Below are 25402 nucleotides of genomic sequence, written 5' to 3' on the forward strand. Positions count from 1 at the left end.
AAATGTGCCGCAGGCACGCGATTGGACCACGCCATGACATTGAGCCGGACACAAACCACGTTTTCACCGCCCGTCATGGAGGCCCGACGCTGGTTACAGGGCGTCGAATTCACCGACGATCGTCCGCTTTTGAACGTGAGCCAAGCTGCCCCTGTCGACCCCCCCCCGCTGCCGATGCGTCAGGCTATGGCGGACATGATCGTGAATGATGACGCATCGCACCTCTACGGCCCCGTCTTGGGCCTGGACGCGTTAAGGGCAGAGGTCGCGGGTGAATGGTCTGACGCCTATGGTGGCACAGTGACGGACGCTCAGGTCGCAATCACCTCGGGCTGCAACCAAGCTTTTGCAGCTGCAATCGCATCGTTGGCCAGCGAAGGTGACGAAGTCATCGTGCCGGTGCCCTACTACTTTAACCACCGTATGTGGCTGGACATGGCGGGCGTTCGGACAGTCCCGTTGTTGACAGGCGCGGATCTATTGCCCGATACCGATCAAGCCGCACGTCTGATCACAGACCGGACGCGCGCCATTGCACTGGTTACCCCAAACAATCCCGGCGGTGTTGAATATCCAGCCGAACTGGTGCGCGCATTCTTTGATCTGGCCCGCCGCCACGATATCGCCCTGATCGTTGATGAAACCTACCGCGACTTTCACGCGCATGTCGGCGCGCCCCATGACCTGTTCACCGATCCTGACTGGGACGACACACTGATCCAGCTCTATTCCTTTTCCAAAGCATACCGTCTGACGGGCCACCGTGTCGGTGCGCTTGTCACCTCGACCAAGCGTATGGCCGAAGTTGAGAAGTTTTTGGACACGGTCACAATTTGCCCCAACCAGCTAGGTCAACGGGCTGCTCTCTGGGGGATGCAGAATTTGCGAGACTGGCTCGCTGGTGAGCGTCTTGAAATTCTGGACCGCCGTGCCGCGATCAACGAAGGGTTTGGCGTGCTCGCTGACCAAGGTTGGACGCTGATGGGCTGTGGCGCGTATTTCGCCTATGTCCAACACCCCTATTCGCGCCCCTCTGACGAGGTAGCCAAGGCGCTTGTTCGCGAGGCAGGTGTCTTGATGTTACCCGGCACAATGTTCATGCCCGACGAAATGCCCCAAGGTGCGCGTCAAATGCGTGTGGCCTTTGCCAACATTGACCGCACAGGTGTCGGTGATCTCTTTCGTAGATTGGCCTCAACGGCCTTGTGATCTTGCACCTCTTGCCCCTTGCCGCTAGTCATGTGCAACCTTGGAAAACAAGGCATAGATCATACAGGGAACAGCAGCGACATGGCACGCAGCAAAACGTCAAATTTCTTCGTCTGGATCGTCATCGGTCTTTTGTTTGTAGGCTTGATTGGCTTTGGCGCAACTGGGCTGTCTGGCAATATTCGCAGCATCGGATCTGTCGGCGACAAAGAGCTTGATCTGCAAACCTATGCGAACCAATTGAACCAAGAAATTCGGGCCTTTGAGGCCCAAACAGGATCATCTGTTTCGTTCCCTGAAGCCCAAACGATTGGTCTGGATCGCGCCGTGTTGGCCCGTGTCATCGGGGTCCGCGCGTTGGACAACGAGGCCGCTCAGGTCGGTCTCTCGGTTGGTGATGCACGCGTACGCGCGCAAATCCTAGAAATCCCAAGCTTTCGTGGACCAAGTGGTGAATTTGACCGCGACGCGTACCGTTTTTCTTTGGGCAACAACGGCCTGACCGAAGCCACCTTTGAGACGCAGCTACGCGAAGAAATGGCACGTACCGTGTTGCAAGGCGCTGTTCTGACCGGCGTTGAAGCCTCGGACACCTATGCTGAAACATTGTCTGGCTACATCGGCGAGAGCCGCGATTTCACCTGGGTACGCCTTAGTCAGGCGGATCTCGAAACAGAACTGACAGCAGCGACTGATGAACAGCTGTTGGACTATTATCAAGCAAATCCGATCGATTTCACGGAACCTGCAAAGAAGCGCCTGACTTATGTGTCGCTCACTCCTGAAATGATCGTCGACACTGTCGAAATCGATGAGACCGCTCTGCAAGATCTTTACAACACGCGCCTCGATACATTTGTCCAACCTGAGCGCCGCTTGGTCGAGCGGTTGGTCTTTTCATCCCAAGAGGATGCTGACGCGGCGGCTGCGCGCCTGACAGAAGGCGAGATTACGTTTGATGCCTTGGTCGAGGAACGTGGTCTCGCACTCTCTGACATCGACCTCGGTGACTTGGCCCAACCCGAGCTTGGGGATGCTGGCGACGCCGTATTTGCCGCGCAGACAGGTGATGTCGTCGGGCCACTGCCGACGGATCTGGGCCCTGCCCTGTTCCGGATGAACGCGGTCCTGTCGGCCCAAGAAACAACCTATGAGCAAGCGCTGCCAGAGCTGCGCGAAGAACTGGCAACCGAACGCGCCCGCCGGATCATTGACGACGCATCGCGCGAGATTGATGACCTGCTTGTTGGTGGTGCCACTCTCGAAGAGGTCGCCGCCGAAACTGAAATGGTGCTGGGGCAGATAGATTGGTTTGCTGGCTCAGAAGAGATCATTGCAGGCTACGACAACTTTCGTGCGGCAGCCAACGCCGTGACGTCGAATGACTTCCCAGACATTGAAAGATTTGAAGACGGCGGGTTGTTTGCGTTGCGCCTTGACGAAACGATCGATGCTGAGCTTGTCCCTCTCGAGGATATCCGCGGCAAGGTCGTTGCAGGTTGGGAAACCCAAGAAACATCACGTTTGCTGAACGAACAGGCCCAAGGGTTGATCGATCAGGTGAACGAAGGCCGCACACTCGTATCGCTTGGTGTTGAGGCAAATGTCGAAACCGGCATGACCCGCACCGACTTTATCGCTGGCGCACCCGGTCAAATGTTGCCTAGCGTGTTTGCGCTCGACGTGGGTGGTAGCGAAATCCTCGAAGCGTTTGGCGCCGTTTATCTGGTCCGACTTGATGTGATCGGGGCTGCCGATACCGAAGGCGAAGAAGCAACAGCGCGTCTCGATCTGCTTTCGCAACAGGCAGAGCAAGGCATCGCGCAGGATCTGCTGGATGCCTATTCCCGCGCCGTACAGGCCAAGGCTGGTATCGAGTTGAACCAAGCCGCCCTGAACGCAGTCCACGCACAATTTCAATCTGGTGGGGCTGGTGGTCATGGCTATTGAGCCACAGTTTTCGACGTTCGAAACAGAATTCAACGCAGGTAAATCTCAGGTTGTCTACACGCGGCTCGCCGCCGACCTAGACACGCCTGTTTCCTTGTTGATGAAACTGGCTGGCGATCAGCCCTACAGCTTTGTCCTTGAATCCGTAACAGGTGGTGAAGTCCGCGGTCGGTATTCGATCATCGGCTTCAAGCCGGATTTGATCTGGAAGTGTGAAGGCGAAACATCGGCCATCAACACCCAAGCACGGATCGACCAAGACAGCTTTGCGCCCTGCGCCGGGGACCCGCTGACAGCCCTGCGCGAAATCATCGCAAGATCGAAAATTGATCTGCCAATTGATTTGCCAGCAGCGTCAGCCGGACTGTTCGGATATCTGGGCTATGACATGATCCGGTTGATCGAGCATTTGCCCGATGTGAACCCCGATGTCTTGGGGTTACCTGACGCAGTGATGATCCGCCCATCCGTGATTGCGGTCCTCGACGGCGTAAAGGGTGAGGTCATCCTTGTTGCACCTGCATGGGCCGACAGCGGCCTTTCTGCCAAAGCGGCCTATGCCCAAGCGTCCGAGCGCGTCATGGACGCTGTTCGTGATCTGGAACGTGTCCCTGCAACGGCGACCCGCAATCTAGGGGAAGCAGCCGAGATCGCGCCACCCGTGTCGAACTTTACCCATCAGGCCTATCTCGAGGCCGTGGAAAAGGCCAAGGACTACATCCGCGCTGGCGATATCTTTCAGGTGGTGCCAGCACAGCGCTGGACCCAAGATTTCAAAGAACCACCCTTTGCATTGTACCGCTCGTTGCGTCGGACGAACCCTTCACCGTTCATGTTCTATTTCAACTTTGACGGCTTCCAAGTTGTCGGTGCGAGCCCAGAGATTTTGGTGCGCGTCTTTGGAAACGAAGTCACCATTCGCCCGATTGCAGGCACCCGCCCTCGCGGGAAAACGCCTGACGAGGATCGCGCTTACGAAGTGGATTTGCTGGCCGACAAGAAAGAGCTGGCTGAACATTTGATGCTGCTCGATCTTGGACGCAACGATACGGCCAAGGTGACCAAAGTCGGCACCATGCGCCCGACCGAGAAATTCATCATCGAACGCTACAGCCATGTGATGCACATTGTATCAAACGTTGTGGGCGAGCTTGCCGACGATCAAGACGCACTATCGGCGTTCTTTGCTGGCATGCCAGCGGGCACAGTGTCTGGCGCCCCTAAGGTACGCGCGATGGAAATCATCGACGAGCTTGAGCCCGAAAAGCGTGGCGTCTACGGCGGCGGCTGCGGTTATTTCAGCGCCAATGGCGACATGGATATGTGCATTGCGCTGCGCACGGCCGTGCTCAAGGATGAAAAGCTCTACATTCAGGCGGGTGGTGGTGTCGTATACGACAGCGATCCCGAAGCCGAATACCAAGAGACCGTTCATAAATCGAATGCGATCCGCGCTGCAGCTGCAGACGCTGCGCGCTTTTCAGGCGGCAATAGCTAATACGTATTGAAAAGGTTCTGGGCCAATTCGCGGCCCAGTTACTGTACCACTGATCCGGTCAAAACAGCCGAAATCGGGGCCAGTTCGACCTGATCTGCGCGGTCACCCGCACCCCACAACAGCAGTGCGGAAATCGTATCTGCCCGCATGCGTCCCAGAACAACCACGTCGCCCTTTTGACGGGCCGTGAACGCAGCTTGGTCTAGGAAACGGCGGATCACCCGCGCGTCTTGGCCAGCAACATCAAGATCGCGAAATACCAATGCTGATGCGACACCGGCCTCTTGGGCAACTCTTTGGACAGAGTTCAGCCCCTTCGCTTGGGTCAAGAGACCCTGCCCACGACTGGCAAGGATTTCAGTGACTTGCGAGACAAGCGCGCGATCTTCTTGGAAACCGTTCTCGCCTCCATCAAGCACCGCTACAGCCTCTGGGACTGCGGTGCGATATGCCTCGAATGCAACCTCGAGATCCGCAGCCTGCGCGCCTCGCGGCACGTTGGTCAGAACCATCACCTCTGCCCCGGCGTCACGGTAGCTTTGCATCAGCTCTGTCGCATTCTGTTGGGCCGCATTGATCGCGACCGTTACAGGAAACGTGAACGAAGTTAGCGCAGTTGGCCCCAGTCCACCGGCACCGTCATCAATCAACACAACAGAAAGAAGCGGTTTATCATCGGGGTTGTCAAACGCGATGGCATAGTCGACCAGCGCATTGCGCGACACATCCGCGTCAGACGTATCTTCAGTCTCGGTATCGGTCAGGCGGTTTACTTTGATTTCGGGGGCAAGTTTAGCGAGGTCGCCCGCAGGGGTGCCCGCCGGTTTGCTCGGCTCAACGAGGCTGGCAAACAGATCGTCGACATTTGTTTGCGGCTCGAGCGATGTTTCGTCAGACGGTGTGCCCTCAAGCTCTTGGTTGACCGCCTCGGCGACCTGAACGTTAGTTTCGTCTTGCTCGTTCGGATCGTCTTGCCCTTCGGTCTCTGCAACTGTGGGCTCATCCGAGGCAACCGCGGCTTCGCCTTCTGCTGCGACAACAGGTTCTTCAACCTCAGCCACTTCAGCGGTCTGTTCCGTTGCCAGTGCTTCAGCTGGTTGTTCCTCGGATGCTTCAGCCACAGCTTCCGTCGTGTCAGCGTCATCCGTGATCTCTGGCTCGACCATAGCTTCAGGCTCGGCCTCAGGCTCAACGAGCTCTGGCTCGACAACGTCCTCTACAGTCGTCTCTGGCGCTGTCTCAACGGTCTCTTCTTCTGTCGAAGTCTCAGTGTCACCTTCTGGCGTTTCAACAAAAACAAATTCTTCTTCAGCCGGCGCTGCAAAAGCCCCGCCCTCTTCGACAGCCGGAGCAACCGGTTGTGCAGGCTCGGTCGAAATGGACAAATCTTCTTCTGGTGCAGGGCTAACCGGCGCGAGCGCCTGAGGGTTTGGCAAAACAGGCTCTACTGTATCAACTGATACCGCGGTTTCTGTTCCCGCTTCTGGCTCGGCCATCGAACCCTCGATCCCAGAGGTCTGAGGGATATCAGCAGGATTCGTATCTGCAATTGGTGCGGTTACCTCGGTTTGAGGCGCACCTACAATTGGGGTATCAGTGCCTTGCGAGGCGGCTTCACCACTGGTTTCCGAAACAGTCGTCCCATTGGTGTTGATCGTGCCTGCATCAGCCGACGCAGGGACTTCGACATTTGGCACCTCTGGGGGGGTGTTTTCCGGCGGAAGCTCGCCCAACAAAGACGCCACACCCAAGACCGGAGCTGCGACAACCGCGCCCCAAACACTGCCTGCTAAAAATCCACGTGCCACCAATGACGGCCCTTCTTGCTGCCTTTCACCTGTGATGCCCCTGTTTTTAGGGGGAAATCACACCGCCACGGCCTTGACGACCTAAGCGTTCCCAAGCCATGTATAACTCTGCCGCACCGTCCTGCGGTAGTCCTGAATTTGTAATAGGTCCCGCAATGCTGCTGCTCATAGATAACTACGACAGTTTTACCTACAATTTGGTCCATTATTTGGGCGAATTAGGAACCGAGGTCATTGTCCGGCGTAATGACGCGCTGGATGTCCAAGAAGCGATGGGAATGGGCGCAGATGCGGTTCTGTTGTCACCAGGCCCTTGCGACCCTGCACAGGCAGGCATTTGTCTGGCTCTGACCGCCGCCGCAGCCGAGACCAAAACACCCCTGATGGGCGTTTGTTTGGGCCATCAAACAATTGGTGAGGCATTTGGCGGCAAAGTCGTGCGGCACTCTGATATCGTTCATGGCAAAATGGGCCAGATGAAACATACTGGCAAAGGTCTGTTCGCAGGATTGCCCAGCCCGTTCGAGGCAACGCGCTATCACAGCCTCGTGGTCGATCGCGCCACCCTGCCCGACAGCTTGGAAATCACTGCTGAGTTGGACGATGGCACTATCATGGGACTGCAACACAAGACGCTGCCCATTCACGGCGTTCAGTTCCACCCCGAAAGCATCGCGTCCGAACACGGCCACGCTTTGCTCAAGAATTTTCTCGATGACGTAAAGGTCCCCGCATGAGTGACATGATGAAACCGATTATCTTTGCCGCCTCTGAGGGACCGCTTAGTCGCGCACAAGCCGAACAGGCGTTCGAGGCTCTGTTTGAAGGTGAAGCGACACCTGCACAGATGGGCGGATTGTTGATGGCGATGCGGGCTCGTGGTGAATCCGTGGCCGAATATGCGGCAGCCGCTGCTGTGATGCGCTCAAAATGTAATGCGGTGTCTGCACCAGCCGATGCAATTGATATCGTGGGAACGGGCGGCGACGGCAAAGGGACCTTGAACATCTCGACTGCAACCGCGTTTGTCGTCGCAGGCGCGGGCGTACCCGTCGCCAAGCACGGCAACAAGAACCTATCGTCCCTTTCGGGGGCCGCGGACGCATTGGGCCAGATGGGCGTCAATGTCATGGTCGAGGCCGCCGTTGTTGAAAGAGCCATTCGCGAGGCTGGCATCGGCTTTATGATGGCGCCGATGCATCACCCTACGATCCGCCATGTTATGCCTGTACGCCAAGAGCTGGGCTGCAAGACGATCTTTAATATCCTAGGGCCGCTCACAAACCCCGCTGGTGTCAAACGGCAGCTGACCGGCGCCTTTGCAATCGACCTGATTTTCCCGATGGCCGAAACGCTCAAGGATTTGGGAACCGAAAAAGCGTGGCTGGTTCACGGGGGTGACGGCACTGACGAATTGGCCATTTCCGAGCCGAGCCAAGTTGCCGTTTTGGAGAATGGCAAAATCATTGGCCGCGAAGTCCACCCAGAGGATGCGGGCTTGCCCGTCCATCCGTTCCGCGACATTATGGGCGGACCCCCAGAGGACAACGCCAAGGCATTTCGCGCCCTATTGGCTGGTGAGGCGTCCGCCTACCGCGATGCCGTACTGTTGAATTCGGCTGCTGCATTGGTTGTCGCCGACAAGGTCGACGATCTGAAATCAGGGGCTGCCCTCGCCGCCGAGAGCATCGACAGCGGTGCCGCCCTGCGCGCCATCGAAAAACTTGCCCAAATCACCCAAGAGGCCAGCGCATGAGCACCGGAACCGTTCTAGACAAGATCAAAGCCTACAAGCTGGAAGAGGTCACCAACCGCAAATCCAAGGTCAGTCTGTCTGTTGTCGAAGACGCCGCACGCGCCGCACCACCCACACGCGGGTTTGCCAAAAAGCTGCAGGATGCGAGCCGCGAAGGCTATGGCCTTATCGCAGAAGTCAAAAAGGCGTCGCCCTCCAAAGGCCTGATCCGGGCCGATTTTGAACCTGCATTTTTAGCCAAAGCATACGAAGACGGCGGTGCGACCTGCCTCTCAGTTTTGACAGATACCCCGTCCTTCCAAGGAGCCGATGAATTCCTCGTAGCCGCCCGTGGGGCCGTGGATCTGCCGGCGCTGCGCAAAGATTTCATGTACGACACCTATCAGGTTGCCGAAGCGCGCGCGCTGAATGCAGATTGTATTCTGATCATCATGGCCTCGGTCAGTGATACACAGGCCCAAGAGCTTGAGGCATCCGCATTTGAATGGGGCATGGACGTGCTGATCGAAGTCCACGACGAGGCTGAACTAGAACGCGCAACCGCGCTCAAGTCGCCTTTGATGGGAATTAACAATCGCAACCTCAAGACTTTTGAGACATCACTAGATACCACACGGCGGTTGGCCAAACTGGTGCCTGATGATCGCACAATCGTTGCCGAGAGCGGCCTCAACACACCTGCCGATCTCGCTGATTTGGCGATGTACGGTGCGCGTGTCTTTTTGATTGGCGAAAGCCTGATGCGTCAAGAAAATGTGGCAGCAGCCACACGCGAAATTCTAGCTAACCCTCTGACATCTGGGGGTATGTGATGTCAGGTCTCACACATTTTGACCCTTCGGGCCATGCTCACATGGTTGACGTGTCGGGAAAACTCAACACGGACCGGATCGCCACGGCCCAAGGCTGGGTCAAGATGACCAGTGAGACCCTAGAGATCATCACAGAAGGTCGCGCGGAAAAGGGCGACGTTCTGGGCATCGCCCGTCTTGCGGGGATCATGGGCGCGAAACAAACCTCGACGCTCATACCGCTGTGCCATCCCCTACCGATCACCAAAGTCTCTGTTGAACTTGAGCCTGACACGACGCTTCCTGGTGTGCGTATCAGTGCGACTGTGAAAACCAGTGGCCAGACAGGTGTGGAAATGGAAGCCCTGACAGCGGTCAGCACCACCGCACTGACGTTGTTTGACATGGTCAAGGCTGTCGAAAAGACGATGGAAATCGGCGGTATTCACGTCACGCTCAAAGACGGTGGAAAATCGGGCCGCTTCGAGGCGCCATGATTTCGGTCGATGCTGCACTCGCGGCCCTTTTCGATCTGGTTTCACCGCTCGAGATTGAAGAGATCGCACTGATTGATGCAGCGGGCAGAACGCTTGCGCAGCCAGTAAAGGCACAACGCGATCAACCACCCTTTGCTGCCTCTGCCATGGATGGATACGCTTTCCGCAACGATGATGCCGTGACAGGTGCGACGCTCGCTGTGATTGGTGAGGCCGCAGCTGGCCACCGCTTTGACGGAACCGTTCAATCTGGCCAAGCCGCGCGCATCTTTACAGGCGCGCCATTGCCAGATGGTGCCGACCGCGTTGTTATCCAAGAAGACGTGATCCGCGATGGCGACATAATCGTCCTGTCTGACAACTTGGATGCAGGCCACCATGTCCGCCCTGCCGCCGGTGATTTCAAAACCGGTGATGTACTCACGGCCCCGCGCCGGCTGACTGCATCCGATATCGCCTTGCTGGCATCGATGAACATCCCACGGGTGCCAGTGACGCGCCGCCCGACTGTCGCAATCGTCGCAACAGGAGACGAGCTGGTCCAACCGGGTGAAACCCCAAATGCAGACCAGATCATCGCCTCGAATAGCTACGGCTTGCACGCGTTGATGACCCAGATCGGCGCACGGCCTAGGATGTTGCCGATCGCTCAAGATACCAACGCATCATTAGAAACCGTGCTTGGGCTCGCATCGGATGCCGATCTGATCGTGACCATCGGCGGTGCATCTGTTGGGGACCATGATCTTGTAGGTGACGTCGCCCAATCCATGGGTCTTGATCGGTCATTCTACAAAGTCGCGATGCGCCCCGGGAAACCCCTGATGGCTGGCCGCATTGGATCATCCACATTGATCGGCCTACCGGGTAATCCCGTCTCGGCGATGGTTTGTGGCCACGTGTTCCTAACCCCAGTGATCCACCGGATGCTGGGGCACCCTGCACGTCCAGTGGCCCGCCAAAGCGCGCCGCTCACTCACGACATCCCCAAGAACGCAGATCGCGAACACTACATGCGCGGACATCTAACAACTGCTGGCATCACAGTCTCGCCCCGCCAAGACAGTAGCCTGCTCACAATTCTAAGCGACGCAAATGTCTTGGTCATCCGGCCTCCAAACGACCCAGCCCAATCGGCTGGCGCATCCGTCGACTACATCCCCCTGCCCGCATAGACGCAGAAAGAGTTGACACAAAACAAGAACATCAATAGAACAATTCGCAAACGAATGACGAAAATGCGACCTAGTTTGGTGAGGATTGCCCGATGTTGACGAAGAAACAGCTTGATCTGCTCGAGTTCATTCACAAGCGCGTTCAGCGTGATGGCGTGCCACCGTCCTTTGACGAAATGAAGGAAGCGTTGGACCTACGATCTAAGTCTGGCATTCACCGTCTGATCACCGCCCTCGAAGAACGTGGTTTTATCCGTCGTTTGGCACACCGTGCGCGGGCGATTGAGATCGTAAAATTGCCTGACGCGATGGCGGACAACGGCCCACGTGGCTTTACCCCACAAGTGATCGAAGGCGACCGCCCCGACAGCACGCCACATGATGCGCGTCCGGTTGAAACAACTCATGCAATTGAACTGCCGGTCATGGGCAAGATTGCTGCGGGTGTACCAATCGAGGCAATCAGCCATGCGGCCCACTCTGTCGCTGTGCCAGGTGGCATGGTTGCGGGCACTTGTGAACACTATGCGCTCGAAGTGAAAGGCGACTCGATGATTGATGCTGGCATCAATGATGGCGATGTTGTCGTGATCAAAGAGACGTCGACCGCCGACAACGGTGATATCGTTGTAGCACTGGTCGAAGATCAAGAAGCCACACTGAAACGGTTCCGCCGCAATGGTGCGTCCATCGCGCTAGAGGCCGCCAACCCAGCCTATGAGACCCGTGTTTTCAATGACGATCAGGTCAAAGTTCAGGGTCGGCTTGTTGGTTTGATCCGCACCTACTAACGCAGATCTGCGCGTGCCCAGAGTGGGTGGCGGGCTGGAATTTCCGGGCTGTGTCTGCTCCACGGCCTCTGGCCCGCTACCGCATTGGCGGTGATAATATCCCAACCAACCGCGCCGCGCGTCACCCCAAGCGATTTAGTTTCGCGCAAACGCTTGGGGTCATAGGTTTCACAGTTGAACACCCGTTCGGCCGCAGTGCTCAGAATGACGATGTCATCAGATCGGCACCCTAGGAAACTGCGCTGTGCTGCTTTTCCAGCCAGATGGATAACTCGTACTTCACCCATCTCGGCAATGCCTGTTTGCCTTGAACGCTCAGCCCTGCCCGCGCTGCTGCGACGCTTTGGTCCACCGGTTGGCCATCATTTTCAAACCACGCTCGTGCCGCGAACCCGTCCCCACGCGGCTTGTTCACATCGCGCACTTGCTCGGACCAAACACCTATTAGACCACCACTGTCGGCAACAAGAACATCGGGGCGCGTCGTGTTTGACCATATCCACAGGGCCGCGACCAATATTGCCAGCCCGCTCCACCTTGCCTGCCCTCACCACAAGATGATCAGCAGCCCACCAAGCGCCAAGAGCGCTAACACGACGGGTGCAGGCGTCACCACGTGGCTGACGGCCCTGGGCTGAGACGCAGCAGACTGAGCAACAAACAAGATCCAAGTCAGCCTCTGCTCCATGATCCAAAACCCGATCCACGCCAGATCGAACGGCGCGAGGCAAACAGCAAGTACCGCAGCCGGCATCACGACGGTTCCCATCATGGGCACTGCCAAAAGATTTGCGATCAATCCGTAGTGCGAGATTTGGTTGAAATGGACCGCCGCGAACGGTGCTGTTGCAAAACCAGCAACGGCTGATGAGACAACGACTACGACGATAGGCGACGACCACTTGGGCAGGATCCGAGGCATATCTCGCAACGCCGAGAACACCGCGACCAGCGCCGTCGTCGCAGCAAATGACATCTGAAATCCCGGTCCGGTCAATGCCTCGGGTCGCAGCACCAACACGATGAGCGCCGCGACCGCAACAGCCCGCAAGGTAAGCGCACGACGCCCCAGCAGGATCGCTCCGAACATCACTGCCACCATAATGAACGCGCGTTCGGTTGCGACGTTGCCACCAGAGAGGGCCAGATAGCAGACGCCAACCGCGAAACCGCCAACTGTCGCGATCTTCTTCGTCGGCCAGTACAATGCCGCATACGGCACCGCCGCGAGCGCGAGCGCGGATCAACGCAAAGATGAAACCGGTCAATAGCCCATGTGTAATCCCGAGATAGCAAGCAGATGAGCAAGGTTTGAACGACGCAGGGCCGATAACGTCTGTTGTCCCATGCCCGAACGATCACCAGTTGTGATCGCTGCAGCAAATGCCCCAACTTCGCCCCCTATTTGATCTTGGACAGTCAATGACAGCTGGCGACGGATTTTGTAGACCCACAGCCCCGCCCCGTCCGGCGCGTCGGGACCCGCCGCTAAAACTGGTGCGCGCGTATAGCCGACAGCCCCAAGACGTTCGAACCACGCCATTCGCCTAAAATCAAAACGACCTGGTTCTGGCGGCCCTGCTGGTGGCGACAAATGCCCCGTGGTCATAACATGCAGACCCAGTTCAAGTGGGACAAAGACCTCAGGGTAATACAGAGAAATGCGAACCGTGTGTGGGGTGCGCGCGGGGGAGACACGCGCCAATCGAACTTGATCTAACGTGATCCTAGGTTTTTCGCTCTGCGATCTGTCAATTTCGATGATTCGACCCTCGATTGGGCCGTAGTAACGCCATCCCAAGACAGGCTCCGCTACGATCAAGCTGCGGGAGCCGGCGACGGCAACCCCCATAAGAACGGCAATGATCGCGATCGCCAAAGGCGTCCATTGCCATGGCAGCCACCGCACTGCACCCGCCAAGAGCACACCGGCCACTGCCAGCGCCAACAACGCTATGGCCGTAGGTTCAAACCCCAACGAAAAATACCAGCCGATCCCACATGCAAAAAAACACCGGAAGCCATCCAAACAGATGTCCGCGTTGTTCTGCCAGCGCTAGAAGCGGATTGATCACCATATCCTCTTGTTCTTTGCCCTCTTGTCCTTGGGCGCACGCCTGATGTAGCAGGTGGGCAACGGGCGCAGGCCCTGCTCGCGCCACCCCGCATCGCGTTAACTTTGGCTCGCGATGGTTAGCAAAAGGTTAAGATTCATGTCTCAAGGCACCCAGATTGTCACCCGCTTTGCACCGTCCCCAACCGGCGCGCTGCATATTGGCGGCGCACGCACGGCTTTGTTCAACTGGCTGTTCGCTCGCGGACGTGGCGGCAAATTCTTGCTGCGGATCGAAGACACAGATCGCGCACGGTCTACACCCGAAGCGACCAAAGCTATCTTTGATGGATTGAACTGGTTGGGTCTCGACCATGATGGAGAAGCCACAAGCCAAGCCGCAGGAGCGGCACGCCATGCCGAGGTCGCCCTAACCATGTTGGCCAATGGTCATGCGTACAAATGCTTTTCCACGCCCCAAGAGATCGATGCGTTCCGCGAGGCAGCACGTGCGGCAGGAACATCAACACTATTCTTGTCCCCATGGCGTGACGTGCCAGAGGCCGATCACCCTGATGCACCCTATGTTATCCGTCTGCGTGCCCCGCGAGAGGGGACAACCGTCATTCGCGATCAGGTCCAAGGCGATGTCACGTGGAAGAACGAGCTGCTCGACGATATGATTTTGCTGCGCTCTGATGGGACGCCCGTTTATATGTTGGCTGTGGTTGTCGACGATTACGATATGGGCGTGACCCATGTCATTCGCGGTGACGACCATCTGGCCAATGCCGCGCGTCAAATGTTGATCTACCAAGCGATGGGCTGGGATCTGCCAATCTATGCGCATATCCCGTTGATCTTTGGTCCAGACGGCAAAAAGCTGTCAAAACGGCATGGCGCTACAGGCGCTGCCGAGTATCGCGAAATGGGCTATCCGGCTGCAGGTATGCGCAACTATCTGGCCCGACTGGGCTGGAGCCACGGCGACGACGAATTCTTTTCGGATGCACAGGCTCAAGAGTGGTTTGACCTCGGTGGTGTGGGCAAATCTCCCGCCCGTTTCGACCCTAAAAAACTCGAAAATATCTGTGGTCAACATATCGCTGTCGCAGGCGATGCTGCACTGCTGCACGAAATCTCTGGATTCTTGGATGCAACCGATCAACCCGCACTAACGGATGATCAAGAAGATGGCATGTTACGAGGATTGTATTGCCTCAAAGATCGGGCAAAAACACTACCAGAACTCCTTGAAAAAGCGCATTTTATTTTGGACCAACGTCCGTTCACACCGGACGAAAAAGCCGCAAAGAATTTGGACTCGGTATCCAAAGGTATACTGAACGAATTGACGCCGCACTTGCAAACTGATAGCTGGGACCGTGACACGCTTGAGGCGATTTTGAACGCGGCTGCTGAACGCCACGGGACAAAGTTCGGCAAGCTTGCAGGGCCTCTTAGAGCCGCCCTTGCGGGACGCGCCGTGACCCCAAGTGTTTTCGATATGATGCTCGTCATAGGACGAGACGAAACCATCGCGCGTCTTACCGACGCCAGCGCCTGAAAAACGCATCCGCGTTAACCATATTTTCAGGTTCAACACGATAGCACGCCCCCATAGGGGGACGCGTGCAATACGCAATGAAGGGACACACCATGGCTGATGCTCAAAAAACAGCGACCTTGACGATCGACGGTCAAGACTACGAATTGCCGATCTATTCGCCGACTGCCGGCCCTGATGTGATCGATATTCGCAAGCTTTACGGCCAAGCGGGTGTGTTCACTTATGATCCGGGCTTCACTTCAACTGCCTCTACAGATTCCACCATCACCTTTATCGATGGCGGCAAGGGCGAGCTGCTGCACCGCGGTTACCCAATCGATCAACTGGCTGGCAAATCTCACTATCTGGAAGTTTGCTATCTGCTGCTTAATGGTGAGTTGCCAACATCCGAACAGCTCGAAGATTTTGAGAGCCGTGTGACCAATCACACAATGCTGCACGAGCAGATGATGAATTTCTTCCGTGGCTTCCGCCGCGACGCGCACCCAATGGCCATCATGGTCGGCGTGGTCGGCGCGATGTCGGCATTCTATCACGACTCTACAGATATCTCTGACCCTTGGCAGCGCGAAGTGGCGTCGATCCGTCTGATCGCCAAGATGCCAACGATTGCCGCGATGGCCTACAAGTACCACATTGGCCAGCCGTTCGTGTATCCACGCAATGACCTCGACTATGCGTCAAACTTCTTGCGCATGTGCTTTAGCGTTCCAGCAGAAGAGTATCAGGTGAACCCGATCCTCGCCCGCGCGATGGACCGTATCTTTACATTGCACGCAGATCACGAACAGAACGCATCGACCTCGACCGTGCGCTTGGCATCGTCTTCGGGTGCGAACCCGTTTGCCTGTATCGCAGCAGGCATCGCATGCCTCTGGGGGCCAGCACACGGTGGTGCAAACCAAGCCTGCCTCGAGATGCTGCGCGAAATCGGCACAGTTGACCGCATCCCCGAGTTCATTGCGCGTGCCAAAGACAAGGAAGACCCCTTCCGCCTCATGGGCTTTGGCCACCGCGTCTATAAGAACTTTGACCCTCGTGCGACCGTCATGAAAGAGAGTGCTGATGAAGTGCTCGAGCTTTTGGGCGTCGACAACAACCCTGTTTTGCAGGTCGCCAAAGAGCTGGAAAAAGCTGCTCTTGCCGATCCGTACTTTGCCGAGAAGAAACTGTTCCCGAACGTCGATTTCTATTCTGGCATCATTCTCGAAGCCATGGGTTTCCCGACATCGATGTTCACACCGATCTTTGCGATGTCGCGGACTGTCGGATGGATTTCCCAATGGAAAGAGCAACTTAGCGACCCACAGTTGAAGATTGGCCGCCCTCGCCAGCTGTACCAAGGGGAGACGGCACGCGAATACGTGGATATCGAAAATCGCTAATTCTTCGGACATCACGTCTTACACCAAGAAGAGCGCGCCCAGACGATTTGGGCGCGCTTTTTGCTATCTACTCTGACCCGTCCGCAATGCGGTATTGGTCGTCCCCCCCCTTCCCCCGACCTATCCGTGGCAAAGTCCACTTTGGACTGGCTGATCGCGCATAACCCGCTGACCTATTTTGTCTGGGAACACAGCGACGGTGTGATTGGCGCTGGCGGGCTCTACGAAGGGGACGAGATCGGTTTTATTCTGAGCCCTAAATATTGGCGACACGGGTTTAGAGCCGAAGCGCTGACCGCAACGATCTCATACCTCTTTGAGACCAGCGATCTGCCACAGCTCACTGCAGATGCTGATCCGCGCAATGCAGCGTCTGTCGGGCTGTTGAAACATCTGGGATTTCTCGTGACTGGAACGGCCCAAAACACGTTCTTTGTGAACGATGAATGGAGCGATAGCGTATACCTCGCTCTTAAGCGGCCTGACGCCACCCTTTGAACCGCGCAAAAACGGGTGCTAATTTGCGGGTTCGGTCCGCAGTTCACCGAGGCGTCGCCAATCCCAGATAGGGATCGCTAAACCTGTTTTCAAAACCTCTCGCTGTTGAACCCTCACCAGCCCGACGACAAGGGCGACCATCCCCCCACGGACGTGGGCCGGCACATCGTGAAGGAACAAACAGATGGCACGCGACCATATCGCACTTACAATTCCCGACCTCTCTTCATTCGCTAAATCACTGCGCACCGAGTTGCAGAAAAAGGATGACCTTCCTGGTCATGCGGCGTTTCTAGGTTTGATCGCCAAAGCAGCTGGATACCAAAACCACCAGCATTTGCGCGCGTCCCAAGAAACCGCCCCTAATCCGCAACTTGCCAAGGCACAGATGGTGTTTGACGCATCCGGCACAATGTTTCGTTGGCCAAAACAGACATCGGTACAGGAATTGTGCCTTTGGACGTCTTGGGCACGGACACCGGACGCAACCGATCTGAGCGAGGCCCAAATCAATGACGTTTTGGTATCAGGTCACAGCTTTGGGGATCATCCGCTGCTGCGTCGCGCGATGATTGGTCACGGGATGCTCAGCCGGACGATGGATGGGCGGATTTTCCGCAAAGAGGCGGTCGAAATGCCTGCGCCTGCTGCCAAGCTCTATTCAGAGCTTGCCCCTCTTTGGCGCTAGCGCCCTTCGTAATTGGCGGGACGCTTTTCAAGAAAGGACATCACGCCTTCTTTGAAATCACGCGTCTCGCCACACTTGCCTTGCAGCTGCGCCTCAAGAGACAGCTGGCTGTCTAGGTCATTCTCATAGGACTTTCGGATCGCCGTTTTGATATAGCGCAGCGTTTCCGTCGGACCGGTTGCAAGATGCAGCGCACGCTTGCGCCAATGCGCATCAAAGCTCTTGTCTGGAACGGCCTCCCAAATCATGCCCATGTCACTGGCTTCTTTGGCGGTGATGCGCTCTGCGAACAGAGCGGCACCCATTGCCTTGGCGAAACCAACCTGACGGGGCAGCCAATACGTACCACCCGCATCCGGAATCAGGCCAATGCGTGCGAATGCCTGTACAAAAAACGCATCCTCAGACGCGATGACAACGTCCGCCGCCAGAGCAAGGTTCGCCCCTGCCCCCGCAGCGGCACCGTTCACCGCTGAAATCGTCGGGATCTTGCTGTTAAAAATCGTTTTGAGCATGGGTTCGTATTCATCGCGCAATGTGCGCTCTAGATCGAGGTTCGCAGCAGAGCCGCCATCGCCTAGGTCCTGTCCCGAGCAAAACGCCTGCCCAGCACCCGTCATCACCAACACTCGTGCCTCGCGACCCGCCGCCTTGATCGCGTGAATGATCTCGGCCCGCATTTGGGTGTTGAGCGCATTCATCACATCGGGACGGTTCAACGTCAAAACGGCGATATCGTCGTTGATGTCGAGAGTGATCGCTTGATAGTCCATGACAGGTCTCCGGCTGCTGTATTGCCCACAACATAGTAAACTCATCAGTTCAGAAAAGGGAAACCGTGCGTTACTTGCCGATTAATTCGTCGATCCGGCGTTGTTCATCGTCGCTAAGCGGATCAGGGGCACGAGATTGGCGACCAATACTGCGCCAGCCGACCAAAAGGGCCAGCAACAGCAAAACCGGTGCAGTCGCCCACAAGATCAAAGTAGACCCAGTAGTGCGCGGTTTAAGCAATACAAACTCGCCGTACCGCTGGGTGACGTAGTCAACCACCTCGCCATTGCTATCACCCTCTAGCAATCGTTCACGCACCAACAGCCGCAGATCCCGCGACAAGGTCGCATTGCTTTCATCGATGCTCTCGTTTTGGCAAACGGGACACCGCAGCCCCGCAGAAATGTCGCGCGCACGTTGCTCGAGCACTGGATCATTCATCATTTCGTTGGGCTCGACAGCCCAAACCGGTGACGCAAGCAGCATCAGACATAAAATCAAACGGATCATTCTGCCGGAACTCCATTTGCACGGGAGGCACCCGCCGCGACGCGGTGCCGCCGATCACTTAGGCTAAGCGCACCGCCCAAAGCCATGACAATGCAGCCGCCCCAAATCCAATTCGCAAAGGGTTTGATATAGACCCGAACAGCCCAGCCACCCGCCACCTGACGATCGCCGATCACCACATAGAGATCACGCCATATTCCGTTTTGAATTGCGGCCTCTGTCGTGGGCATTCCAGCAATCGGATAGAGACGTTTTTCGGGGGTCAAAACAGCCACATCACGTCCACGGCGCGTAATATTCAACGTCGCCATAGTGGAAATATAGTTTGGTCCCTGCAGGCCCTCTTCGACATCAGCCAAGGTCACTTGATAGCGGCCAACATCATAGCTCTCACCCACTTGGACGACGCGGATATCTTCGCTCTCCCATGCGAGCAAAGCTGCAATGCCGAACATCGTGACGCCCAGTCCCGCATGTGAAACAGTCTTACCCCAGTCCGCTCGCGGTAGCCGCATCAGACGGCGCAGGCGCGCCTCTCCGCGACCTGTACGTTTCCACAGATCAACCAACGCCCCTGCGACGACCCAAACCCCAAGCGCGACGCCCATCGGCCCTAGCGAGCTGCGGCCTGTCTGAACGGCATAGGTCAGCACGGCGCAGGCCACCGCAAACAGTAGAACACCTGCCATGGGTCGTGCCTGCTTGGCCAGTTTTGCCCGTTTCCACGTCAGGATCGAGCCGATTGGTAGGATCAAAGCCAGTCCGATCATGAATGGCGTAAAGAATATGTTGAAGAATGGCGGCCCCACTGACAGCGTCCGCCCAAACACGAGCTCGGCCACGAGCGGCCAGAGGGTTCCTACGAACACAACAATCGCACTGACTGCCAACAAGATATTGTTGAGAACCAGCGCGCTTTCGCGGCTGATCGTACCAAAAACGCCCTGCGCTTCCATCTCGTGGGCACGCATTGCGAACAGCACCAGAGCCCCGCCCATGAACGCCGCAAGGATGATCAGAACAAACGTCCCCGTAAACGGGTCGCTGGCAAAGGCATGGACCGATGTCAGCAGACCAGACCGCACAATGAACGTGCCAATCAACGAAAAGCCGAACGCGATGATGGCCAAAAGGATCGTCCAGCTTTTGAGCGCCTCGCGCTTTTCAACCACAATGGCCGAATGCAGCAAGGCCGCCGCGATAAGCCACGGCATCAGGCTCGCATTTTCGACCGGATCCCAGAACCAAAAACCACCCCAGCCCAATTCGTAGTAAGCCCACCAAGAGCCCAACGCGATACCAATGGTAAGAAACACCCACGCCGCCAAGGTCCATGGCCGCACCCAACGCCCCCAAGCCGCGTCAACACGCCCTTCGATCAGGGCGGCCACAGCAAAGGAAAACGTCATCGAGAGCCCGACGTACCCGAGATAGAGAAAAGGGGGGTGAAACGCCAAACCCGGATCTTGGAGTAACGGGTTCAAATCCTGCCCAGAAAACGGTGGGACCGCGAGACGCAAGAACGGGTTGGATGTCGCAAGAATAAACGCGAAAAATGAAACTGAAACAGCGGCTTGGACGGATAGAACCCGCGCCCGCAGGCGCATTGGCAGGCCATTTCCAAACCATGCGACGGCGGCACCATACAGCGTCAAAATCAGCAACCACAGCAGCATTGATCCCTCGTGATTGCCCCAAACCCCACTGATTTTATACAGTATTGGTTTGTCGATATGGCTATTGAGCCACACCAGTCTTAGCGAGAAATCAGAAACCACAAACGCATAGGTCAGCGCCGCAAAAGAGAACGCCGTGAGCAAAAATTGCGCCGTCGCCGCCGCTTCGCCCGCAGCCATCCAGCCGCGCCAGCCCTTTTGTGCACCGATCATCGGGACGACTGACTGGAAGATCGCCAGCCCCATCGCCAATATCAACGCAAAATGTCCAAGTTCAGTAATCATACCAGCTGTATAGGTTGTCTCGCTGATGGGGCCAACCCTGCCCTCGCTGGCGCGGCTTCACGTCACAGCTTTGTTTTTGACCATTCCGCAAGCGCGGCGTTTTGTGTGGGTGGCGCGCCTTCGTCATCGAGCGACTGCAAGGCCCGTGTGTTCGAAACGACCTGCGGCACACGTGCCATGGTCTGGGCGATTGATGCCTGGAATTCTTGTGCTTTGACCTGATGGCGCGCTCCAAAATAGAACGACACAATCGCCCCCATCAGCCACCACAACGGATCTGGGACCAACGCGATCCCCTGCATCCGACTGGCAAACCAAACGGGATCAATCATCGCCACAACAAACAACCCCAGCGTCCCAAAGGCCAACCTCGGTCGCGGGAGACGGTTCATCCCGTCCATCGCGCGGTCGAACCAAGATTTACGAGAATGGGCAAATTCTGCTGCGTACTGAGCCAACGCTTGCGACGTTAGATGAACCTCGCGTTGACCTGCCGCCTCTGCATTTTCACGAAAGACATGCGCCGTTTCTGCAATCACGTTGCGCCCACCCCCAAATATGAACGACAGAAGCTGCTCCATCAAACCCATGACGCCACCCGCGCGCTGTGTTCAGCGTCCGTCAGATGATAGCGCGGCGTGATGAACGCCTCAGCGCGGGTAATCCACCCACCCTTGCCCCCGTCCCGTCGCCGTGCGTATTTGCGGCTCGCGACGCGGCGATCCCCTAGCGCATAGTAATAGTTCCGCCGCGCGATACCGTAGGCATCTGTCAAATGTTCAGGCGCCGCATCTGCTGCTTGGTGGGCGGCGGCAATTGTCCGTGGACCAATCATACCATCGACATCCAACTCAATCCGCATGTTTCGGATCAACCGTTGAAGAATGCGAAACGCATGACCGCCAGCATTGACATACATGTCAAAAACACTTGCCTGTAGCACCTCAGGCAAGGCGGAAATGCCCGGCCTGACACAGTAGTGCTCAACGAAAATCTCGACCGCATAATCGATTGTAATTTGGCGAACATCAGATGCATCGACGTCCCCGTCGCCATCCAAATCCAGCCCCAGTGGCCGCATCGTATGGATTGTCACACCGTATTTTGTGGCCCCACCGGGATCGTCCGGATCATTGACGTATCCGCCTTCTCTGGCGACGATCTCTTGGGCAATCACATGAACGTTCTGCATAAGACTTCCCCCATAAATCTATGGGATCAAGCTCATTAAAATTGGTTAATTTGTGGCGGCGTCAGCGCCCGATGCTTTGTAGACGCCCTGTTCTTTGAGCGCCTCAATCACCTCTTTGGGCATGTAGGTTTCATCATGTTTCGCAAGAATTTCCACGGCTTCAAAGGTTCCATTAATGTAGCGCCCCTGACCTACCATACCTTGACCTTCTTCAAACAGATCAGGCAAAATACCGTCAAACGTTACGGGTACGGACGCGCCACCATCTGTCACGACAAAGCTGACTTGCGTCCCTTGCCCCCGTACGACCGAACCATCTTCTACCAAACCGCCCATGCGAAACAGCTCGGCCGGACCGGGCGGGGCGGCTGCGACTTCACTAGGTGAGCGAAAGAACTGAAACGCGTCGTCGGGCAGAAAATACAATAGCATCAACACCCCTGCCAAACAGGCGCCCAATAGCGAAAGAATCTGTATCCGGCGTTGCTTTTTCAGGCCGCGCATTACGGAAACACGGGTGCCGACATCAAGCCGTCTGTTTCAGGTAAGCCCAACATCAGGTTGGCGTTTTGCAATGCTTGCCCCGAGGATCCTTTGGTCAAATTATCAAGTGCGGCAACGACAACAGCACGCCCGTCGATCCGGTCAGCAACCACACCGACGTGGCAAAAATTAGAGCCGCGCACATGCCGTGTCGAGGGGAGCTCGCCAATAGGCAATAGCTGAACAAAAGGTTCATCCGCATAGGCCGCCGCATAGGCAGCATGGATCGACGACGCATCACCATGCAAATAGACCGTCGCCAAAATTCCACGGTTTGCCGGGATCAAGTGTGGCGTGAACTGAACACGTACATCCCGCCCAGCAAGCAACGAGAATTCTTGATCAAACTCGGCCAGATGCCGATGCGCCCCACCAGCGGCGTAGGCATGACCGCCCTCGGACAATTCAGCATGAAGCAAGTTTTCCTTGAGCGAACGCCCTGCCCCAGAGACACCAGTTTTCAAGTCAATGATTATCTGGTCCAGATCAATCACCCCAGCCGAAATCAAGGGCCGGATCACATATTGGCCCGTCGCCGCGTTGCACCCCGTGCCCGCAACCAGCCGTGCACCTGCGATTTCATCACGGTAGAATTCCGTCAGGCCGTAGACAGCGGTCTTTTGCAGCTCAGGTGCTGAATGTTCTTTGCCGTACCACTTGGTATATTGGGCTGTGTCGCGCAGTCGGAAATCCGCGGATAGATCAACGACTTTGACGTGCTCTGGCAAGGTTGCGATCACCGCCTGTGATGTTGCATGCGGTAAACCACAAAACACCAAATCCACATCATCAAAAGACATCTCATCGATCTTGGTCAATGTCGGCAGGTTTAGATGCCGAAGATGAGGGAACACCGCGCTCATTTCGAGCCCAGCCTTACGATCAGCCGACAGTCCAACGATTTTTATCGAAGGGTGTGTAGCGATCAAACGGATCAATTCGGCACCTGTGTAGCCAGATGCACCTAGGATAGCGACGTTATAGGTCATGCGGGACCTCCTGAAATTCGCCATTTGATTTAGACATAGAACAACGGTTCTGCAATGGGCGCATTCGCGACCTTACGCAGCTGTGAAGGTCATCTGTCGTCGCAAAAACTGGGTCGCACGGACGCTGACTTGGTCAGGATCGCCAGTGGTCAAGAAACGCGGCTCACCGCCACCTGCCATGGCAGGCCGCCGCTCTAGGTAGTCTGCCAAGCTATCCGCAACCAAATCCGCCTGCGAAAGCACACGAACATCCGGCCCCAAGGCGGCTTGGAAGATGTCTTGCATCAGCGGATAGTGCGTACAGCCCAAAATCGCCGCATCCGGTGTGGGCATCTTGCGCTTTAGGGCATCCACGTGGCTGCGGACCAGCGCCTCGGCGAGGATCATGTCACCCTCTTCGATCGCATCGACAACGCCACCACAGGCTTGGGCCTCGACATCGACACCAACAGCCCGAAACGCCAGCTCGCGTTGAAAAGCGCGGCTCGAAACTGTCGCAGGTGTCGCAAAGAGCGCGACATGCTTCACGTCAACTTCTCTGGGTGGGGAATTGTCGCCCCAATCTCTTTCAGTCAGCGCCTCAATCAACGGAACAAACACACCCAAGACGCGTTTTCCGTCTGGCACGCCAGCCTCTTGCATTCGCCGCAACGCCGCAGCCGACGCGGTGTTGCAGGCCAAGATCACCAGATCGCAGCCGTTATCCCACAGATGCCTGACGGCTTTTTCTGTCAGTTGAAAAATATCTTCTGCATCGCGGACGCCATACGGGGCATGCGCACTGTCGGCGTAATACACAAAAGGCACGTCCGGCAAACGCGCGGCGACCGCACTGAGCACAGTTAAACCACCCAATCCGCTGTCAAATACGCCTACTGCCATGATCTTGCGCCCCTTTTCCTTTGATATCAAAGTCATACCCCAACAACGACGGGTCGCAAGGGCCTTGGGAAAGCTCATATGTCGATTTTCGTAGAAAATCCATGCAGCCTTTGGGATCTTTAGCAAAAGGAGCCATATCTTGCGGCGTCAGCGGCGTTCCAATCGAGACGACAACAGGCTGATCCACCCGTTTGCGAAATTCACGGATCAAAAGCCCCATCCGCAACGTACTATGGATTTGGCTCGCCAACTGGAATGCGCCAGAGTTTGCGCCTTCGAAATGAATTGGAATAACTGTCGCGCGGGACTTCATGATCATCTTGGCGGTAAAGGTCCGCCACGACGGATCCATCGCCGGCATCCGTCTGTTCGCACGGGTCGAAACGGTTCCGCCAGGGAACACGCCCATTGCGCCCCCCCCGAGAAGAAACTTATGAGCCTCGGCGCGGGTTTGGATATTGCATTGTGCCGCCTCTTTGGTCGCATCAAACGAAATCGGCAAAATAACGTCGGCGAGAGCGGGCGCACGTCGGAACACATCATTTGCGAGAACGCGAAAATCACCACGCGTTTGATCCAGAATGTGCCCCAACATCAACCCATCCAGAATGCCGTACGGGTGATTGGCTACTAAAACGACCGGACCATGCGTTGGGATGTTGCTCAAGGCGCCGGCCTGAATATCCAATGTCAGACCATACCGTTCGGTCATGACGTTCCAAAAGGACTGTCCTTGTTCCAATTCGGCCTGAAACCCGCGTGCGCGTCGCAGCATCCGGGTGCGGCCCGTCACATTTTCCATAACGCGGATGACCGCCCATCCTGACCGTGTCTGTGCGGCATGGGCGTAGCTGATGTGTTTCGCAGATGTCATGGCGTGCT

The 25402-nt window shown here is 56.5% G+C and carries 24 protein-coding genes and 1 pseudogene; 13 read left to right on the top strand and 12 right to left on the bottom strand.

Translation table 11 applies throughout. From position 1 onward, the window contains the following. The first annotated feature begins 33 nt into the window (after positions 1-33). The 3 genes from TR2A62_RS04580 to trpE all read left to right on the top strand — a co-directional run bounded on the left by TR2A62_RS04580 (position 34) and on the right by trpE (position 4657). Positions 34-1209 carry an aminotransferase gene (locus tag TR2A62_RS04580; RefSeq protein WP_009159409.1) on the top strand — a complete coding sequence of 392 codons (1176 nt, stop codon included), beginning with the start codon at positions 34-36 and terminating at the stop codon, positions 1207-1209. An 81-nt stretch (positions 1210-1290) separates the two neighbouring features. Continuing rightward, positions 1291-3159: a SurA N-terminal domain-containing protein gene (locus TR2A62_RS04585; RefSeq protein ID WP_009158549.1), complete on the top strand. Its 1869-nt coding sequence runs from the start codon at positions 1291-1293 to the stop codon at positions 3157-3159. Next, a complete protein-coding gene (trpE, locus tag TR2A62_RS04590; protein WP_009160552.1) occupies positions 3149-4657 on the top strand; it encodes an anthranilate synthase component I in 1509 nt (502 codons plus the stop codon). The genes TR2A62_RS04585 and trpE overlap by 11 nt, the downstream gene beginning before the upstream one ends. A 38-nt stretch (positions 4658-4695) precedes the next feature. On the opposite strand, the gene TR2A62_RS04595 is transcribed toward trpE, so the two are convergent. Continuing rightward, a complete protein-coding gene (locus tag TR2A62_RS04595) occupies positions 4696-6465 on the bottom strand; it encodes a divergent polysaccharide deacetylase family protein (RefSeq protein WP_009160527.1) in 1770 nt (589 codons plus the stop codon). Positions 6466-6620: 155 nt separating this feature from the next. Between TR2A62_RS04595 and TR2A62_RS04600 the strand changes: the two genes are divergently transcribed. The 6 genes from TR2A62_RS04600 to lexA all read left to right on the top strand — a co-directional run bounded on the left by TR2A62_RS04600 (position 6621) and on the right by lexA (position 11475). Continuing rightward, positions 6621-7202 (top strand): aminodeoxychorismate/anthranilate synthase component II, encoded by a 582-nt coding sequence (locus TR2A62_RS04600; protein ID WP_009157439.1) that lies wholly within the window; start codon positions 6621-6623, stop codon positions 7200-7202. After that, positions 7199-8221, top strand: coding sequence for an anthranilate phosphoribosyltransferase (gene trpD, locus TR2A62_RS04605; protein WP_009158383.1), 1023 nt, complete (start codon positions 7199-7201; stop codon positions 8219-8221). Before TR2A62_RS04600 ends, trpD begins: the two co-directional genes overlap by 4 nt. Then, positions 8218-9033, top strand: coding sequence for an indole-3-glycerol phosphate synthase TrpC (gene trpC / locus TR2A62_RS04610; RefSeq protein WP_009159945.1), 816 nt, complete (start codon positions 8218-8220; stop codon positions 9031-9033). Before trpD ends, trpC begins: the two co-directional genes overlap by 4 nt. Next, positions 9033-9509: a cyclic pyranopterin monophosphate synthase MoaC gene (gene moaC, locus TR2A62_RS04615; RefSeq protein WP_040820214.1), complete on the top strand. Its 477-nt coding sequence runs from the start codon at positions 9033-9035 to the stop codon at positions 9507-9509. The genes trpC and moaC overlap by 1 nt, the downstream gene beginning before the upstream one ends. Next, complete coding sequence (gene glp, locus TR2A62_RS04620) at positions 9506-10684, top strand: gephyrin-like molybdotransferase Glp (RefSeq protein ID WP_009157936.1); 1179 nt, start codon at positions 9506-9508, stop codon at positions 10682-10684. The genes moaC and glp overlap by 4 nt, the downstream gene beginning before the upstream one ends. Positions 10685-10776: 92 nt before the next feature. Further along, entirely contained in the window at positions 10777-11475 is a 699-nt protein-coding gene (lexA, locus tag TR2A62_RS04625) for a transcriptional repressor LexA (protein ID WP_009160483.1), read from the top strand. On the opposite strand, the gene TR2A62_RS18995 is transcribed toward lexA, so the two are convergent. Together TR2A62_RS18995 and TR2A62_RS19345 are read right to left on the bottom strand one after the other, a co-directional pair. Next, positions 11472-11762 (bottom strand): hypothetical protein, encoded by a 291-nt coding sequence (locus TR2A62_RS18995; RefSeq protein WP_009158809.1) that lies wholly within the window; start codon positions 11760-11762, stop codon positions 11472-11474. The two genes, lexA and TR2A62_RS18995, sit on opposite strands and share 4 nt — an antisense overlap. Positions 11763-12022: 260 nt before the next feature. Beyond that, a pseudogene (locus TR2A62_RS19345) lies at positions 12023-13411 on the bottom strand (ComEC/Rec2 family competence protein). A gap of 277 nt (positions 13412-13688) precedes the next feature. Here TR2A62_RS19345 and gltX point away from each other — a divergent pair. The 4 genes from gltX to TR2A62_RS04650 all read left to right on the top strand — a co-directional run bounded on the left by gltX (position 13689) and on the right by TR2A62_RS04650 (position 17669). Continuing rightward, positions 13689-15095, top strand: a complete 1407-nt coding sequence (gene gltX / locus TR2A62_RS04635; RefSeq protein WP_009157375.1) for a glutamate--tRNA ligase — start codon at positions 13689-13691, stop codon at positions 15093-15095. Between the two features lie 92 nt (positions 15096-15187). After that, positions 15188-16483 carry a citrate synthase gene (gltA, locus tag TR2A62_RS04640; RefSeq protein WP_009158714.1) on the top strand — a complete coding sequence of 432 codons (1296 nt, stop codon included), beginning with the start codon at positions 15188-15190 and terminating at the stop codon, positions 16481-16483. 126 nt (positions 16484-16609) lie between these two features. Beyond that, the gene (locus TR2A62_RS04645) at positions 16610-16981 is read left to right on the top strand and encodes a GNAT family N-acetyltransferase (RefSeq protein ID WP_255346154.1); all 372 of its coding nucleotides are present in this window, start codon (positions 16610-16612) and stop codon (positions 16979-16981) included. 184 nt (positions 16982-17165) lie between these two features. Further along, positions 17166-17669, top strand: a complete 504-nt coding sequence (locus TR2A62_RS04650; protein ID WP_009157371.1) for a DUF2087 domain-containing protein — start codon at positions 17166-17168, stop codon at positions 17667-17669. On the opposite strand, the gene TR2A62_RS04655 is transcribed toward TR2A62_RS04650, so the two are convergent. The 9 genes from TR2A62_RS04655 to TR2A62_RS04695 all read right to left on the bottom strand — a co-directional run bounded on the left by TR2A62_RS04655 (position 17666) and on the right by TR2A62_RS04695 (position 25394). Further along, positions 17666-18442: an enoyl-CoA hydratase-related protein gene (locus tag TR2A62_RS04655; RefSeq protein ID WP_009158528.1), complete on the bottom strand. Its 777-nt coding sequence runs from the start codon at positions 18440-18442 to the stop codon at positions 17666-17668. The genes TR2A62_RS04650 and TR2A62_RS04655 overlap by 4 nt on opposite strands. A gap of 70 nt (positions 18443-18512) precedes the next feature. Next, on the bottom strand, positions 18513-18953 hold the full coding sequence (locus TR2A62_RS04660) for a cytochrome c-type biogenesis protein (protein ID WP_009160047.1): 441 nt from the start codon (positions 18951-18953) through the stop codon (positions 18513-18515). Beyond that, complete coding sequence (locus TR2A62_RS04665) at positions 18950-20914, bottom strand: heme lyase CcmF/NrfE family subunit (protein WP_009159378.1); 1965 nt, start codon at positions 20912-20914, stop codon at positions 18950-18952. The genes TR2A62_RS04660 and TR2A62_RS04665 overlap by 4 nt, the downstream gene beginning before the upstream one ends. 62 nt (positions 20915-20976) lie before the next feature. After that, positions 20977-21504, bottom strand: a complete 528-nt coding sequence (locus tag TR2A62_RS04670; protein ID WP_009159275.1) for a holin family protein — start codon at positions 21502-21504, stop codon at positions 20977-20979. Next, complete coding sequence (locus TR2A62_RS04675) at positions 21495-22106, bottom strand: holin-associated N-acetylmuramidase (RefSeq protein ID WP_009158926.1); 612 nt, start codon at positions 22104-22106, stop codon at positions 21495-21497. Before TR2A62_RS04675 ends, TR2A62_RS04670 begins: the two co-directional genes overlap by 10 nt. A gap of 45 nt (positions 22107-22151) precedes the next feature. After that, positions 22152-22610, bottom strand: a complete 459-nt coding sequence (gene ccmE, locus TR2A62_RS04680) for a cytochrome c maturation protein CcmE (protein ID WP_009158118.1) — start codon at positions 22608-22610, stop codon at positions 22152-22154. Beyond that, positions 22610-23638: an N-acetyl-gamma-glutamyl-phosphate reductase gene (gene argC / locus TR2A62_RS04685; RefSeq protein WP_009157697.1), complete on the bottom strand. Its 1029-nt coding sequence runs from the start codon at positions 23636-23638 to the stop codon at positions 22610-22612. Before argC ends, ccmE begins: the two co-directional genes overlap by 1 nt. A 72-nt stretch (positions 23639-23710) precedes the next feature. Then, positions 23711-24520 (bottom strand): glutamate racemase, encoded by an 810-nt coding sequence (locus TR2A62_RS04690; RefSeq protein ID WP_009159664.1) that lies wholly within the window; start codon positions 24518-24520, stop codon positions 23711-23713. Then, positions 24501-25394 (bottom strand): lysophospholipid acyltransferase family protein, encoded by an 894-nt coding sequence (locus tag TR2A62_RS04695; RefSeq protein ID WP_009158076.1) that lies wholly within the window; start codon positions 25392-25394, stop codon positions 24501-24503. The genes TR2A62_RS04690 and TR2A62_RS04695 overlap by 20 nt, the downstream gene beginning before the upstream one ends. Between the last annotated feature and the right edge of the window lie 8 nt (positions 25395-25402).

Origin of the sequence: Thalassobium sp. R2A62, assembly GCF_000161835.1 — a bacterium.
Lineage (GTDB): Bacteria > Pseudomonadota > Alphaproteobacteria > Rhodobacterales > Rhodobacteraceae > Thalassobium.